Consider the following 13,712-nt stretch of genomic DNA (forward strand, 5'->3'; position numbering starts at 1 on the left):
GGGGGGGGAGAGGCGCGGGTCCGTCCAATGACCGTCCGGGCCCTGGGGGGGGAGAGGGCACTGGGGACGGCCAGTCTGTGGAGTTGTTACTCGGTGACGGGGCGGTCAGATCCCCATCGGGTGCCAGACCGTCTTCGTCTCCAGGAACGAGAGTAGCCGGTCCGTACCGGGCGTACTGGTCCAGTCCTGGGCGAACGGGTCCAGCTCCGGACGGACTACCCGCTTCAGGGTATCCGCGGCGGCCGCCTCCAGCGCCGCCGCCGCGCCGGGACCGTCGGCGGCAATGGCCCCGGTGAGGTCCAGTGCGTTGACGTCCTGGTGCGAGGCCAGGGTGGGGGCGATGTCGGTGGTGCGGCCGGAGATGATGTTGACCACACCGCCGGGGACGTCCGAGGTGGCCAGCACCTCGCCCAGCGAGAGGGCCGGCAGCGGGGCGTCGGCGGCGGCCGCGACGACCACGGTGTTGCCGGTGGCGATGGCGGGCGCGATCACCGAGACCAGGCCGAGCAGCGAGTGCCCGTACCCGGCCTGCGGGGCGACGATTCCGACCACGCCGGTCGGCTCCGGGGTGGAGAGGTTGAAGAACGGGCCGGCGACGGGGTTGGCGCCGCCCGCGATCTGGGCGACCTTGTCCGTCCAGCCCGCGTACCAGACCCAGCGGTCGATCGTGGCGTCCACCAGTGCGGCGGCCTTCTTCGGGCCGATGCCCTCGGAGAGCGCCACCTCGGCGGCGAACTGCTCGCGCCGGCCCTGGAGCATCTCGGCGACCCGGTACAGCACCTGACCGCGGTTGTACGCGGTGGTGCCGGCCCAGCCCTTGACCGCCGCGCGGGCGGCCACGACGGCGTCGCGGGCGTCCTTGCGGGTGCCGAGCGGGACGTTGGCCAGCCACTCGCCCTTCGAGTCCGTCACCTCGTACACCCGCCCGCTCTCGGAGCGCGGGAACTTCCCGCCGACGTACAGCTTGTAGGTCTTGAGGACGTCAAGACGCGTGATGGTGTCAGACATCGAGGTAGGCCTCCAGACCGTGGCGGCCACCCTCGCGGCCGTAGCCCGACTCCTTGTAGCCGCCGAACGGCGAGGTCGGGTCGAACTTGTTGAAGGTGTTGGCCCAGACCACACCGGCCCTGAGCCGGCTCGCCGTCCAGAGGATCCGCGAGCCCTTCTCCGTCCAGATGCCGGCGGAGAGGCCGTACGGGGTGTTGTTGGCCTTCTCGACCGCCTCGGCGGGGGTGCGGAAGGTCAGCACGGACAGCACCGGGCCGAAGATCTCCTCCTGGGCGATCCGGTGGGCCTGGCTGACGCCGGTGAAGACGGTCGGCTTGAACCAGAAGCCGGTGCCGGGCAGTTCGCACTCGGGCGACCAGCGCTCGGCGCCCTCGGCCTCGCCGGCGTCGGTCAGCTCGGTGATCCGGGCCAGCTGGGCGGCCGAGTTGATGGCGCCGATGTCGGTGTTCTTGTCCAGCGGGTCGCCGACCCGAAGGGTGGACATCCGGCGCTTCAGGGCGTCCAGCAGCTCGTCCTGGATCGACTCCTGGACCAGCAGGCGCGAGCCCGCGCAGCAGACGTGGCCCTGGTTGAAGAAGATGCCGTTGACGATGCCCTCGACCGCCTGGTCGATCGGCGCGTCGTCGAAGACGATGTTGGCGGCCTTGCCGCCGAGCTCCAGCGACAGCTTCTTGCGGCTGCCGGCCAGCTGCTTGGCGATCGCCCGGCCGACCGGGGTGGAACCGGTGAAGGCGACCTTGTTGACGTCCGGGTGCGCGGTGAGCGCGGCGCCGGTGCGGCCGTCGCCGGTGACGATGTTGACGACGCCCTTCGGCAGGCCCGCCTGGCGGCAGATCTCGGCGAAGCGCAGCGCGGTCAGCGGGGTGGTCTCGGCCGGCTTGAGGACGACCGTGTTGCCGGTGGCCAGCGCCGGGGCGATCTTCCACGCCAGCATCATCAGCGGGAAGTTCCACGGGATGACCTGGCCGGCCACGCCCAGCGGGCGCGGGTTCGGGCCGAAGCCCGCGTAGTCCAGCTTGTCGGCCCAGCCCGCGTAGTAGAAGAACCAGGCGGCGACGGTCGGGATGTCGAAGTCGCGGGTCTCGCGGATCGGCTTGCCGTTGTCGATCGACTCCAGCACGGCCAGCTCGCGGCTGCGTTCCTGGATGATCCGGGCGATCCGGAACAGGTACTTGGCGCGCTCGCTGCCCGGCAGCGCCGACCAGTCGGCGAAGGCCCGGCGGGCGGCGGCGACCGCGCGGTCCACGTCCTCGTCGGTGCCCCGGGCGAACTCGGCGAGCACCTGCTCGGTGGCCGGGTTGACCGTCTTCAGGGCCTCGCCGCCCGAGGAGTCGACGAACTCGCCGCCGATGAAGTGGCCGTAGGAGGTGGCGATGTCGCCCGCGGCGGCGGGGGACTCGGGCGCCGGGGCGTAGGCGAAGAGGCCGCCGCGCTGCTGGGCCGCCGGCTCTTCGATGGTCTTCTTCTTGGCCATGGTGATCAGTCCACCGTCACGTAGTCAGGACCGGAGTACCGTCCGGTGGTCAGCTTCTGACGCTGCATCAGCAGGTCGTTGAGCAGGCTGGAGGCGCCGAAGCGGAACCAGTGCGGGGTCAGCCAGTCGTCGCCGAGGGTCTCGTTGACCATCACCAGGTACTTCATGGCGTCCTTGGTGGTGCGGATGCCGCCGGCGGGCTTCACGCCGACCTGGACACCGGTCTGCGCCTTGAAGTCGCGGACGGCCTCCAGCATCAGCAGGGTGACCGGCGGGGTCGCGTTGACGGCGACCTTGCCGGTGGAGGTCTTGATGAAGTCGGCGCCGGCCAGCATGGCCAGCCAGGAGGCGCGGCGCACGTTGTCGTACGTCTGCAGCTCGCCGGTCTCGAAGATCACCTTGAGGTGGGCGGAGGTGCCGTCGGGGCGCTCGCACGCCTTCCTGACGGCGGTGATCTCCTGGAAGACGTCCAGGTAGCGGCCGGAGAGGAAGGCGCCCCGGTCGATCACCATGTCGATCTCGTCGGCGCCCGCGGCGACCGCGTCGGCGGTGTCGGCGAGCTTCACCGGGAGCGCGGCGCGCCCGGCGGGGAAGGCGGTGGCGACGGAGGCGACCTGGATGTCGGTGCCCCGCAGCGCGGCCTTCGCGGTGGCGACCATGTCCGGATAGACACAGATGGCGGCGACGCGGGGCGTGGTCGGGTCGGACGGGTCGGGGGTCCGGCCCTTGGCGCACAGGGCGCGCACCTTGCCGACCGTGTCCGCGCCCTCCAGCGTGGTCAGGTCGATCATCGAGATGGCCAGGTCGATGGCGTAGGCCTTCGCCGTGGTCTTGATCGAGCGGGTGCCGAGCGCGGCGGCACGCGCCTCCAGGCCGACCTGGTCGACGCCGGGCAGGCCGTGCAGGAAGCGGCGGAGCGAGGCCTCGGACGCCGCGACGTCCTGAAGGCCGCTGCCCGCAACGCCTGGGAGTACCTCCCGGCCGCCAGGCTGCGGGAGGGCATTGGCTGCAACAGTGGACATAGTCACCAGACCAGCATATCTACGCGCGTAGTCGACCGCTAGGCCTCCCACCTTTCGATGCGCGACCGAGACCTCGGCGAGCGGAGGAGAGGCGTTCGCGAGAGTTCAGGCGGCCGCGCGGGGGACGAACCGCAGACCGGGGTCGGGCTCGGCCAGCGTGAGGGCCGCGTCGGCGCCGAAGGCACGGCCGAGCGCCTGGAGGACGTCCATGGTCGGGTCGACGCCGCTGCACTCGATCCGCTCCACCAGTTCCTCGCTCAGCCCGGACGCCTCGGCCAGCTCGGCCTCCGTCCACCCCCGGGCGGTGCGCTGCTCGTGGACCGCTCCCGCCAGCGCCATCCGCCAGCCCGCCGCCGCGTACTCGGGGGAGTCCTCCCAGCCGCCGGACAGATCCCATCGGCCGTGGACGTCACTGCCGCGCATCACTCGCCGCCCTTCCTGCTCCTGGTGAATACATCATGCTCCCCGGGAGCCCGGTGATGCGCCGCACAGACCGCGTACGCCTGGTACGCCCGGTCCTTCTCCCGGCGCTCGTTGTCGCGGCGCTTGCGGAAGACCGTCAGCAGCACCGCTGCCCTTCGGTCCCCAGGGAGCCAGAACGTGATGCGGTACGGGCCGGGACGGAGTTCGCAGACTCCGTGCTCAAGCCGCTTGGCGTAGGGCTCGGTCAGCTCGTGGCCCTTCACGGCGAGCAACTCGGCGAAGCGCAGGGCCGTCGCGTACTCGGCGGAGGTCAGGGTCTCCAGCCAGAGCCGCACCTCCGGCTCCACCTCGATCTCGTACGGGCGGGCACCGGCTTGCAGTTCATCGCGGATGCCCAGCAACCAGCGGTGCCGGCGCGAGGGGGTGGCCATGTCGGTCCTTCGGGGGGGCGGGTGGTCGGGTGCGGTCGTCGCGGACGGATCGTCCCGTGCGCGGTGCCCCGCGCGGGGCGGGTCGCGGACGGACTCATCCGAACGGGGGCGGACGGAGGCCGTGGCCCGGCCGTGGTCCGGAACGGTGTTCGCCACCCCTGTAGATCGCGGGGGGCATGGGGCAGAATCGTGGTCATGACCGATTCCGACGGCAAGCCTCACCAGGGCTCGGCCGGCTCCGATGGGGAGCCCGTGTACGCGGACCGCGTGTACCGCTCCATTCCCGGCGTGATCTCCGGTGTGCTGTTGCTGGCCGTGGCCGGGTGGCTGATCGGGGACGCGGCGCTGAGCGGGACGGGGAAGACTCCGTACGTGTCGCTGGCGGCGGTGCCGGTGTTCGCGTTCCCGGTGATCGCCTACACCCTGCGGCCCGCGGTGCTGGCCAACGACCGGCGGCTGGTGGTGCGCAATCCGCTGCGGACGATCACGGCGCCCTGGGCGTCGGTGGAGGCGCTGCGGGCGGGGTACTCGGTCGAACTGTTCGCGGGCGGTGCCAAGTACCAGGTGTGGGCGGTGCCGGTGTCGCTGCGTCAGCGCAAGCGGGCCAACCGGATCCAGCAGCGCGGCGGTGTCGACCGGCACCCGTCCCGGCTGGGAGTGGCCTTCGGCCGGCCGGGTGCCGTCTCCTCGGTGGTCGCCGGCGCGCCGGACCCGAGCCGGGCCTGGTCGGACCAGGTGGTCGGGGTACTGCAGGAGCAGGCCGAGCGGAACGCGGCGCGGCCGGACGCGGCCGGGCCGGTGGTCGTGCGGTGGTGCTGGTGGATCATCGCGCCGACGCTGGCCGGCCTGGTCGCGCTGGTCGTCGCGATCGTGGTCTGAGCACCGCGGTCCGAACACGGGAGAGAGCACGGGAGAACGGAAAGGGGCCCGCCGAACGGCGGGCCCCTTCGTCGTGTGCGGGGAGGTCAGGCGTCGATGCCCGCGGCCTCCGCCAGGTCGCGCTTGATCGCGGCGAGCAGCCCGGCGGCGCGCTCGCGGGCGGCGGCCAGGTCGGCGGCGGAGGCGACCGGGAGGACGACCTCCAGATAGCACTTCAGCTTGGGCTCGGTGCCGGACGGCCGGACCACGATCCGGGCCGAGCGGACGCCCTCGCCGGCCAGGCGGTAGCGCAGGCCGTCGGTGGGCGGCAGGTCGGCGGAGCCGGCGGTCAGGTCGTCGGCCCCGGTGACCCGCAGGCCGGCCAGCACGGTCGGCGGCTGGTCGCGCAGGCGCTGCATGGCGTCGGCGATCAGCGCGAGGTCGTGCACCCGGACGGAGAGCTGGTCGGTGGCGTGCAGGCCGTGCTCCAGCGCCAGGTCGTCCAGCAGGTCGGCCAGGGTGCGGCCGGACTTCTTGAGGGTGGCGGCCAGTTCGGCGACCAGCAGGGCGGCGGTGATGCCGTCCTTGTCGCGTACGCCCTGCGGGTCGACGCAGTAGCCGAGCGCCTCCTCGTAGCCGTAGCGCAGGCCGTCGGCGCGGGCGATCCACTTGAAGCCGGTCAGCGTCTCGGCGTAGCCGAGGCCGGCCGCCTCGGCGATCCGGCCGAGCAGGGTGGAGGAGACGATGGTGGTGGCGAAGGTGCCGGTGGCCTTCTTGGCGACCAGTGCCGCGCCGAGCAGCGCGCCCACGTCGTCGCCGCGCAGCATCCGCCAGCCGGGGCCGTTGCCGCCGTTGCCGTTGTCCGGGACGGCCACCGCGCAGCGGTCGGCGTCCGGGTCGTTGGCGATGACGATGTCCGGGCCGACCGAGGCGGCGGTGCGGAAGGCGAGGTCCATCGCCCCCGGCTCCTCCGGGTTGGGGAAGGCCACGGTGGGGAAGTCCGGGTCGGGCTCGGCCTGTTCGGCGACCACGGTGGGCGCGGGGAAGCCGGCCCGGCGGAACGCGGCGACCAGGGTGTCGCGGCCGACGCCGTGCATCGGGGTGTAGACGACATCCAGGTCGCGCGGGCTCTGCCCGTCCACGATGGAGACGGCCCGGTCCAGGTACGCCTCGACGACGTCCTCGCCGAGCACCTCCCAGCCGTCCTCGGCGCGCGGGACCTCGGTGAGCGCGCTGATCGCGTCGATCTCGGCCGCGATCCCGGCGTCGGCCGGCGGGACGATCTGCGAGCCGTCGCCCAGGTAGACCTTGTAACCGTTGTCCTGCGGCGGGTTGTGGCTCGCGGTGACGGTGACACCGGCGGCCGCGCCCAGGTGCCGGACGGCGAAGGCGAGCACCGGGGTCGGCAGCGCGCGGGGCAGCAGCGCGGCGCGCAGACCGGCGCCGACCACCACGGCGGCGGTGTCGCGGGCGAAGTCGTACGACTTGTGGCGGGCGTCGTAGCCGATGACGACGAGGTCGCCCAGGCCCTGCTTCCGCACGTACGCGACCAGGCCGGCGGCGGCCCGGATCACCACGGCGCGGTTCATCCGCATCGGGCCCGCGCCCAGCTCGCCGCGCAGGCCGGCGGTGCCGAACTGGAGCCGGCCGGAGAACCGCTCGGCCAGCTGGGACCAGGCGAGCTTGCTGTCCGACTCGGCGTCCGGGCCCTCGGCCAGGGCCAGCAGGGCGGACAGCTCCTCGCGGGTCTGCCGGTCGGGGTCCTCGGCCAGCCAGGCCCGGGCCCGGGCGAGGAGGTCGGTGGTGGTTGCCTGCGTCATGGCTGCAGCTCCATCGGGAAGTGCGTCGGTTGTCGGCCGGAGGGTTCCGCAAGTAGGCAAGGGGGAGGGGGCGCGCACGCGGACGGGGCCCGCGGGTGGGTGTGATCAGCGGATCACAGCCGCCCGCGGACCCCGTCGCTCATGATTGTGCGCCAGACCCGGGTCAGATCCGCTCAAGGACCTTCGCCAGCAGCGCGCCCATGCGCTCGGCGGAGGCCTTGCCGGCCTCCAGCACCTCGGCGTGGTTGAGCGGCTCGCCGGTGATGCCGGCGGCCAGGTTGGTGACCAGCGAGATGCCGAGCACCTCGGAGCCGGCCTCGCGGGCGGCGATGGCCTCCAGGGTGGTGGACATGCCGACCAGCTCGCCGCCGATCACCCGGGCCATGTGGACCTCGGCCGGGGTCTCGTAGTGCGGGCCGCGGAACTGCACGTAGACGGCCTCGTCCAGGGTGGAGTCCACCTCGCGGCAGAGGTCGCGCAGCCGCTTGGAGTAGAGGTCCGTCAGGTCGACGAAGTTGGCGCCGACGATCGGGGAGTCCGCCGTCAGGTTGATGTGGTCGCTGATCAGGACCGGCTGGCCGGGGACCCAGCCCTCGCGCAGACCGCCGCAGCCGTTGGTCAGCACGATGATCCCGCAGCCGGCGGCGGCGGCGGTGCGGACGCCGTGCACGACCGTCGCCACGCCGTGGCCCTCGTAGTAGTGGTTGCGGCCGAGGAAGATCAGGGCGCGCTTGTCGCCGATCTTCACCGAGCGGATCGTGCCGGCGTGGCCGGCCACGGCGGGGGCGGGGAAGCCGGGGAGCTCGGTGACGGGGAACTCGGCCACGGTCTCGCCGAGGGCGTCGGCGGCCGGCACCCAGCCGGAGCCCATCACCAGGGCGACGTCGTGGCGCTCGGCACCGGTCAGCTCGCGCAGGCGCGCGGCGGCGGCCTGGGCGGCGGCGTAGGGGTCGGAGGAGACGACCGACTGAGGAGATGCGTTCACAGGTCCGAGAATAGACGGGAATCGACTACGCGCGTAGAAAATCCTGCCCCGGCATGCCGGATCGTTACCCGGTTGACCCGAAAACACAGCTCGGTGGCGGTTTTCGGGCCCGGCGCCGGTCATTCCGTCCGGACCGCCGCGGGCCGGGACGGGCGCGCGGGCGAAGGCGGGGCCGGCGCTTCACAGCCGCTTGGCGCTGCGCAGCCCCTTCGCGTAGAAGCCGTTGTCGTCCAGCCGGGCGGTGCCGCCCTTGTCGCCGAAGGTCGGGCCGTCCGCCTCCTCCCGGCTGGAGATGTAGCGCGGGTGGCCGTCGGTGTCCAGGCCGAGGTAGATGCCGGTGTGGTCGAGCCGGGCGCCGGTGCGCGCGTCGATCTCGAAGAAGACCAGGTCACCGGGTTGCAGCGGGTCGATCGAGGCGGGCCGCAGGGTGACGTCCGAGCCGGGCGCGGTGGTCAGCGGCAGGACCGGGACGCCGGGGGAGAACCGGGCCAGGCCGTTGGCGGTGCGGGCCAGGCCGGGGCCGGCCACGTCCTTGCTGAGCAGCGGGTAGCCGGAGCGGTACCCGTACACCATGCGGACGAAGCCGGAGCAGTCGAAGGCGCCGTAACGGGTCTTGTCGGGCTGCTTGGTGACCCTGTCGGCGAAGGTGTACGGGGTGCCGAGGTAGTCGAGGAAGTCGGTCTGCTCCAGCCGCAGGTCGTTGCCGGCCGAGCCGTTGGGGTTGAGCGGGCCGAACGAGGCGTCCCCCTTGTAGCGCACGCCCTTGGCGTCCTTCTCGCCGGGCGCGCCCGCGAGGTACTGCACGGCGATCGCCAGCACGTCGTCCGCGCTGCTGCCCAGCGACTGCTGGAACCAGCCGCGGAACCAGCCCTCGCTCTCGGCGCCGGCCTTCCACGGCTGCGGCATCAGCCGGACCCAGGTGTCGCCGACCAGGGTGGCGGTGGTGGTGCCCGGCTCGGCGAAGGTGCGGCTCGGGCCGGTCAGGGCGGCGGTGCGGGCGCCGTCGGTCAGGGTGGCGACCACGCCGCCGCGGGCGTCGCGGACCACCGTGCGGTCCGGGCCGGTCAGCCGCTCGTACCGGTACCCGGCGCCGGCCTGGGCGGTGCCCGGCGCGGCGGTGGCGGCGATCAGCGGGGCGGTGCCGCCCTCGGCGGGCCGTCGGTCGCGGTCCCGCAGCTGGACGGTGAGGTAGCCACTGGTGGCCAGCAGGGTGACGGCCAGGCCGCCGCTGAGCAGGGACTTCCGGGTGACGGGCATGGGGGCCTCCGGCGGGGGCGGGGAGAGAAGGCGGAGTCGGGCCGGGATCGGGCGCCGCGATCAGGTGCCGGGGAGGGCACCGAGCAGGACACCGGCGGTGAGCACCACGTAGTTGGCGAGCGTCACCGTGCTGGTGGCCATCAGGGTGGCCGCCCGGGGCTGGCGGACCAGCTGGTAGGCGATCAGGCCGGGGACGATGAAGCCGAGCGTCTGGTTGGCGTACATGGTCGGCAGCTCGCGCTGGAGCACCAGCATCACGGTGGCCTGGAGCAGCACGCCGATCAGCACCACGGCGGCGAACAGCCGCTTGCCGTAGAGGATCACCAGCTTCTGGACGACCCGGGTGGCGAGGTAGGTCAGCACGGTGACACCGATCACGATGGCCACCCGCTGGAGGTCCTCGACGAGGGTGAGGGCCAGCCAGCCGGGGGTGATCATGCCGCCGGGGGAGAGGTTGGTGGTCAGGTAGCAGACCAGGGAGAAGACCAGGCCGAGCGCGATGCCGATGGCGGCGATCTCGGGGGTGAGCTCGGTGGGGATCACTGCTGGTCTCCGTGGGGGAAGGGGATGTGCTGGCGGGAGGGGGCCGGGTCGAACCAGGAGTCGGGGAGCGGCTCGGGGACGTAGACGGGTTCGGGGCGGCCGGGCTCGGCGTAGTCGTGCCGCGCGTACCCGGGCTCGGCGTACTCGTGCCGCGGGTGGGCGTGCTCCTGGTACGGCGGCTCGGCGTAGCCGTACTGGTCGTGCCCGTACTGGCCGTAGCCGTGTTGCTCGTGCCCGTGCTGGTCGTGCCCGTGTTGCTCGTACCCGTGCTGGTCGTACCCGTGCTGGTCGTACCCGGTCCCGTGGTCCTCCGGCTCCTCGTCCGGGGCCAGCCGGGCCAGCTCCTCCAGGAACAGTTCGCCCTGGCCGTGGATGTTGCCGATCGCCACCAGCGAGGAGTCAGGGCCGAGCGCGGTCAGCAACTCGTCGGTCAGCGCGGCCGGGTCCCGCTTGTCGCCGCCGAGGTCGACCACCCGCCCCGACCAGCCGGCCGGGATGCCGTCCCGGGCGCTCCTGGTCGGGTGGCCGATCAGGAAGACCGTGTCCGGATCGAGGTCCGGCACGATCTGGCCCATCTGGCCGTTGCGCTCCACCCGGTCCGGACGGCAGTTGATCACCACGTGGAGCGGGCGGTGGATCGCGCCGAGGTCCTCCAGCTGGCGGACGTTCATCAGGGTGGACTCGGGGTCGTTGGCCGCGAAGACGTTGGCGAAGCGCAGCCGCTTGCCGTCGTCCGTGCGGTAGCGCTCGACGGAGAGCACGCCCGGGTCCGGCGGGGCCTGCCACATCCCCTGCAGTGCCGTCTGCCGTTCCACGCCGAGGAGTTCGGCGACGGCGAGCGCGATGGCCACGTTCTCCTTGAAGGTGAACCAGCTGAAGCCGCGCAGTTCCTCGTCGGTCACGGACTCCGGGTCCACCACGATCAGTTCGCAGTTCCGCCGGGCCGCCTCCTCGCGCAGGATGTGCACGCGGTCCTGCTCGGCGGTGACGCAGACGCCGCCGACCGGCATCGAGCGGGAGAGCGAGCGCGCGACGTCGTCCAGGGTCGGGCCCATCTCGGCGAGGTGGTCCTCGCGGACGTTGCAGAGCACGCCGATCGTCGAGCGGATCAGCTTGGTCTGGTTGACCTCCTGGAGGGCCGGCATCACCGCCATGCACTCGATCACCAGGGCGTGCGGCCGGTAGGTGGCGGCCCGGCGGACGATGCCGATCTGCTCCACCACGTTGGCGATGCCGAACTTGCGGTAGACCGGCTCCTCGGTCGCGTCGGGGTGGATGAACCGGGCCGCGGTGCCGGTGGTCTTGGCGACGGTCACCAGGCCGCCGCCGCGCAGCGCGCCCGCGCAGAGCCGGGTGATCGAGCTCTTGCCGCGGATGCCGTTGACCAGCACCCGGGTCGGGATCTGCTCCAGCGCGGCGAAGTGCCGGCGCTGCTCGACGATGCCCGCGACCAGCAGGACGGCGCAGCACACCAGCAGCACGACATAGAGGAAGAGCACGGGCGGTGGTCCTTCGACTCAGGGGCCAGGGGCCAGGGGGCTGGGCGCTCAGCGGTCGGGCGTGGGCACGGGGGTGCGGCGGGCGGCGCGCTCCAGGTCCTGGCGGATCAGTTCCAGGCTGCGGGCGACGGCTCCGACCTCGTCGTGGTGGACGGGGTAGAGCACCGTACGGCGGTCCCCGGCGGCCAGTGCCTCGGCGTTCGCGGCGAGGCGGCGCAGGGGCAGGCCGACGGCGATCTGGAGCCAGCCGAGGCAGAGCGCGGCGGCGGCGAGGCCGAGCATGCCGGCCAGCACGGCGCGCCGGTCGGCCCGGTTCTGGTCGAGGTGCAGCCAGGCCACCGGGTGGGCGGTCACCACGGACCAGCCGAGTTTGCCGACGGTGCCGTTGCCGCCGAGCGGCGCGGCGGCCAGCAGGGCCGGGTCGCCGCCGGTGCGGACGACGTCGGCGGTGGCCGCCTTCCTGGCGTCGGCCAGGACGGTCCGGGCGCGGCCGTCGGGGAGTTCACCGAAGGAGCTGTAGCCCTCGTTGGCGGCGAGCACCCGCTGCCGGTCGTCGACCAGCCAGACCCGGCCGAGGCCGGGCCGGGTGAGCAGCCCGCCGAGGAAGTCCGTCCTGAACTCGCCGACCAGCACCGGCCCCTTGGCCTCGGGCGCGTCGCCCTCGGCCGGTTCGGCGGGGCTGCCGCCGAGCGCGGCCCGGGCGGCGATCCGGGGTTCCTTGCCGGAGCTGTTGAGCAGCAGGACACCGCTCGGGCCGAGCGCGTCCGGGCCGGTGCGGTGCGGGGCCCCGCCGGCCTGGGCGAGCACCTCGCCGTTCGCGCCGAGGACGTAGAGCGAGCGGTAGCGGTCGTGCTCGGCGAGGGTGTCGTGGAGCAGGGTGTCGGCCTTGCCGACCGAGGCCTCGGCGAGCGCGGGCGCGAGCGAGCGCAGGTCGGCGTAGCCCTCGTTGAGCGCCTGGCGTATCCGGTCGGCGGCGTTGTCGGTCCGGTCGCGCTGGCCGGCGACCACCTGGGCCGGGACGCGGACGGCGGTGTCGGCGCCGCCGAGCAGCAGCAGCGGGCCGGACCAGCCGAGGACCACGACGGCGCAGAGCGCCAGCGGCAGCGCGGTGCCCGGGCGGCGGCGGCGCCGGCCGGTGGCGGGCGCGGCGGGCGGGCGGGCCGGGTCGAGCAGCTGGAGCCGCAGCTCCTCCAGGGCGCGGGTGATCCGCCCGGCGTCGCCCCGCTTCGGCCCGGTGACCGGCTGGTCCAGCTGCTCGCCGCGGGTGAGCCGGCGGGACTCCAGGAACAGTCGCAGCAGCGGGCGCTGGAGCGTCCGGATCAGGTACCAGGCGAGCAGCAGGGCGACCAGCAGCAGTGCTCCGGCGGCGGCCAGACCGAGCGCGGGGTGGCGCAGGGAGCCGGGCCTGCCGTCGACGGTGCTGGTGGAGACCACGGTCAGGCCGAGCGGGGTGGCGAGGTCGCGGCCGCCGGGGGAGGCGACGACCGCGTAGCCGGCCACCCGGCGCGCGCCCTTCTCGTCCGGGCCGCCGGCCAGGGTGCCGGAGACGGTTCCGCCGGGGGCCGGGCGCTCGCGGGCGGCCCGTTCCCGGGCGAGGCCGACCAGCCGCCGGTCGGAGTCGGCGGTCAGCTTGGCGCCGGTGCTGTCCAGGACGGCGCCGTCGGCGTCGAGCACCTGGATGGTCTGTTCCTTGCGGGTGGCGGTGCCGGGCAGCCGCAGGTTGTCGGAGGCGACCAGCAGGGCCCGGCCGTCGGCCTTGGTGCTGACCAGGGCGAAGGTGAGCAGCCGGGTGCCGGTGGCGGAGGGCACCAGCAGCGGTGCGGGCGCGGTGTCGGTGACCTGGCCGAGGTCGAGCCCGGCCAGCGGCACGGTCTCGCCGCGGGCGGCGAGCAGCCGGCCGGTGTCGGGCCGGACGATCACCGTGCCGCGCCACTTCCGGTACGCCTGGCCGAGCGCGGTCAGCACGGCGGCGGGCTCGGCGGGGGCGCTGTCGTAGTGGGCGGCGGCCCGGCGCAGGTCGGTGGCGCTCTCGTGCAGTCCGGCGCGCAGCGAGGCCGCGGTGTCCTCGGCGGCGTACTGGTGCGACTCGCGGACGGCCTGCGGGGTCTCGTCCACCCGGAGCCCGCCGACGGCCAGCGCGGTGATCGCGGCGACGGCCAGCAGCAGGATCAGCAGCAGGGCGATCGGCGGGCGGATGCCCCCGAGCAGCGGCATGTCGGCCCGGCGGCGATAGCGGTGCTGTCGCGGCGGGGTGGGTGCCGTGCTCACGGGGGCCTCGTTCTGCGGTCGGGCCGACCGGTGCACCCACCCCCCGGGAGGTCCACCGACGCCGGTTGGTCAAACCTTGGTCAAACCGGACCAGCGTACGAATCGGTTCACGGAATCCAGTCAC

12 protein-coding genes are annotated in these 13,712 nt (G+C 73.5%); 1 reads left to right on the plus strand and 11 read right to left on the minus strand.

Annotated features, from left to right (window positions below; genetic code table 11):
• Positions 1-105: 105 nt before the first annotated feature.
• The 5 genes from ACIP82_RS12025 to ACIP82_RS12045 all read right to left on the minus strand — a co-directional run bounded on the left by ACIP82_RS12025 (position 106) and on the right by ACIP82_RS12045 (position 4,358).
• A complete protein-coding gene (locus ACIP82_RS12025; protein ID WP_363605645.1) occupies positions 106-1,008 on the minus strand; it encodes an aldehyde dehydrogenase family protein in 903 nt (300 codons plus the stop codon).
• Positions 1,001-2,482, minus strand: a complete 1,482-nt coding sequence (locus ACIP82_RS12030; RefSeq protein WP_363605646.1) for an aldehyde dehydrogenase family protein — start codon at positions 2,480-2,482, stop codon at positions 1,001-1,003. Before ACIP82_RS12030 ends, ACIP82_RS12025 begins: the two co-directional genes overlap by 8 nt.
• A 5-nt stretch (positions 2,483-2,487) precedes the next feature.
• Positions 2,488-3,504, minus strand: coding sequence for a deoxyribose-phosphate aldolase (deoC, locus tag ACIP82_RS12035; RefSeq protein WP_363605647.1), 1,017 nt, complete (start codon positions 3,502-3,504; stop codon positions 2,488-2,490).
• A 105-nt stretch (positions 3,505-3,609) separates the two neighbouring features.
• Positions 3,610-3,927: a helix-turn-helix domain-containing protein gene (locus ACIP82_RS12040; protein WP_400653181.1), complete on the minus strand. Its 318-nt coding sequence runs from the start codon at positions 3,925-3,927 to the stop codon at positions 3,610-3,612.
• Positions 3,927-4,358 carry a type II toxin-antitoxin system RelE/ParE family toxin gene (locus ACIP82_RS12045; RefSeq protein ID WP_400653183.1) on the minus strand — a complete coding sequence of 144 codons (432 nt, stop codon included), beginning with the start codon at positions 4,356-4,358 and terminating at the stop codon, positions 3,927-3,929. Before ACIP82_RS12045 ends, ACIP82_RS12040 begins: the two co-directional genes overlap by 1 nt.
• Before the next feature lie 195 nt (positions 4,359-4,553).
• Here ACIP82_RS12045 and ACIP82_RS12050 point away from each other — a divergent pair, with 195 nt between their 5' ends.
• A complete protein-coding gene (locus ACIP82_RS12050; protein ID WP_400653185.1) occupies positions 4,554-5,237 on the plus strand; it encodes a PH domain-containing protein in 684 nt (227 codons plus the stop codon).
• An 86-nt stretch (positions 5,238-5,323) separates the two neighbouring features.
• Here ACIP82_RS12050 and ACIP82_RS12055 read toward each other — a convergent pair whose 3' ends face one another.
• The 6 genes from ACIP82_RS12055 to ACIP82_RS12080 form a co-directional block, all read right to left on the minus strand.
• Complete coding sequence (locus ACIP82_RS12055) at positions 5,324-7,036, minus strand: phospho-sugar mutase (RefSeq protein ID WP_363605654.1); 1,713 nt, start codon at positions 7,034-7,036, stop codon at positions 5,324-5,326.
• A gap of 163 nt (positions 7,037-7,199) precedes the next feature.
• Positions 7,200-8,021 carry a purine-nucleoside phosphorylase gene (locus ACIP82_RS12060; protein WP_363605656.1) on the minus strand — a complete coding sequence of 274 codons (822 nt, stop codon included), beginning with the start codon at positions 8,019-8,021 and terminating at the stop codon, positions 7,200-7,202.
• A 180-nt stretch (positions 8,022-8,201) separates the two neighbouring features.
• Entirely contained in the window at positions 8,202-9,278 is a 1,077-nt protein-coding gene (locus tag ACIP82_RS12065) for an NlpC/P60 family protein (RefSeq protein WP_363605658.1), read from the minus strand.
• Positions 9,279-9,338: 60 nt separating this feature from the next.
• Positions 9,339-9,821 carry a poly-gamma-glutamate biosynthesis protein PgsC/CapC gene (locus ACIP82_RS12070; RefSeq protein WP_363605660.1) on the minus strand — a complete coding sequence of 161 codons (483 nt, stop codon included), beginning with the start codon at positions 9,819-9,821 and terminating at the stop codon, positions 9,339-9,341.
• Complete coding sequence (gene pgsB / locus ACIP82_RS12075) at positions 9,818-11,320, minus strand: poly-gamma-glutamate synthase PgsB (RefSeq protein WP_400653188.1); 1,503 nt, start codon at positions 11,318-11,320, stop codon at positions 9,818-9,820. Before pgsB ends, ACIP82_RS12070 begins: the two co-directional genes overlap by 4 nt.
• A gap of 48 nt (positions 11,321-11,368) precedes the next feature.
• Positions 11,369-13,588 (minus strand): HAMP domain-containing protein, encoded by a 2,220-nt coding sequence (locus ACIP82_RS12080; protein ID WP_400653190.1) that lies wholly within the window; start codon positions 13,586-13,588, stop codon positions 11,369-11,371.
• Between the last annotated feature and the right edge of the window lie 124 nt (positions 13,589-13,712).

The sequence above is a fragment of the Kitasatospora sp. NPDC088548 genome, assembly GCF_044753005.1.
Lineage (GTDB): Bacteria > Actinomycetota > Actinomycetes > Streptomycetales > Streptomycetaceae > Kitasatospora.

Excerpts from the sequence above, each read along its gene's own strand:
- ACIP82_RS12040 (WP_400653181.1), bottom strand. The coding sequence starts at position 3,927 with ATGCGCGGCAGTGACGTCCACGGCCGATGGGATCTGTCCGGCGGCTGG.
- ACIP82_RS12030 (WP_363605646.1), bottom strand. The coding sequence starts at position 2,482 with ATGGCCAAGAAGAAGACCATCGAAGAGCCGGCGGCCCAGCAGCGCGGC.
- ACIP82_RS12050 (WP_400653185.1), top strand. The coding sequence starts at position 4,554 with ATGACCGATTCCGACGGCAAGCCTCACCAGGGCTCGGCCGGCTCCGAT.
- ACIP82_RS12025 (WP_363605645.1), bottom strand. The coding sequence starts at position 1,008 with ATGTCTGACACCATCACGCGTCTTGACGTCCTCAAGACCTACAAGCTG.
- ACIP82_RS12055 (WP_363605654.1), bottom strand. The coding sequence starts at position 7,036 with ATGACGCAGGCAACCACCACCGACCTCCTCGCCCGGGCCCGGGCCTGG.
- deoC (WP_363605647.1), bottom strand. The coding sequence starts at position 3,504 with ATGTCCACTGTTGCAGCCAATGCCCTCCCGCAGCCTGGCGGCCGGGAG.
- ACIP82_RS12065 (WP_363605658.1), bottom strand. The coding sequence starts at position 9,278 with ATGCCCGTCACCCGGAAGTCCCTGCTCAGCGGCGGCCTGGCCGTCACC.
- ACIP82_RS12045 (WP_400653183.1), bottom strand. The coding sequence starts at position 4,358 with ATGGCCACCCCCTCGCGCCGGCACCGCTGGTTGCTGGGCATCCGCGAT.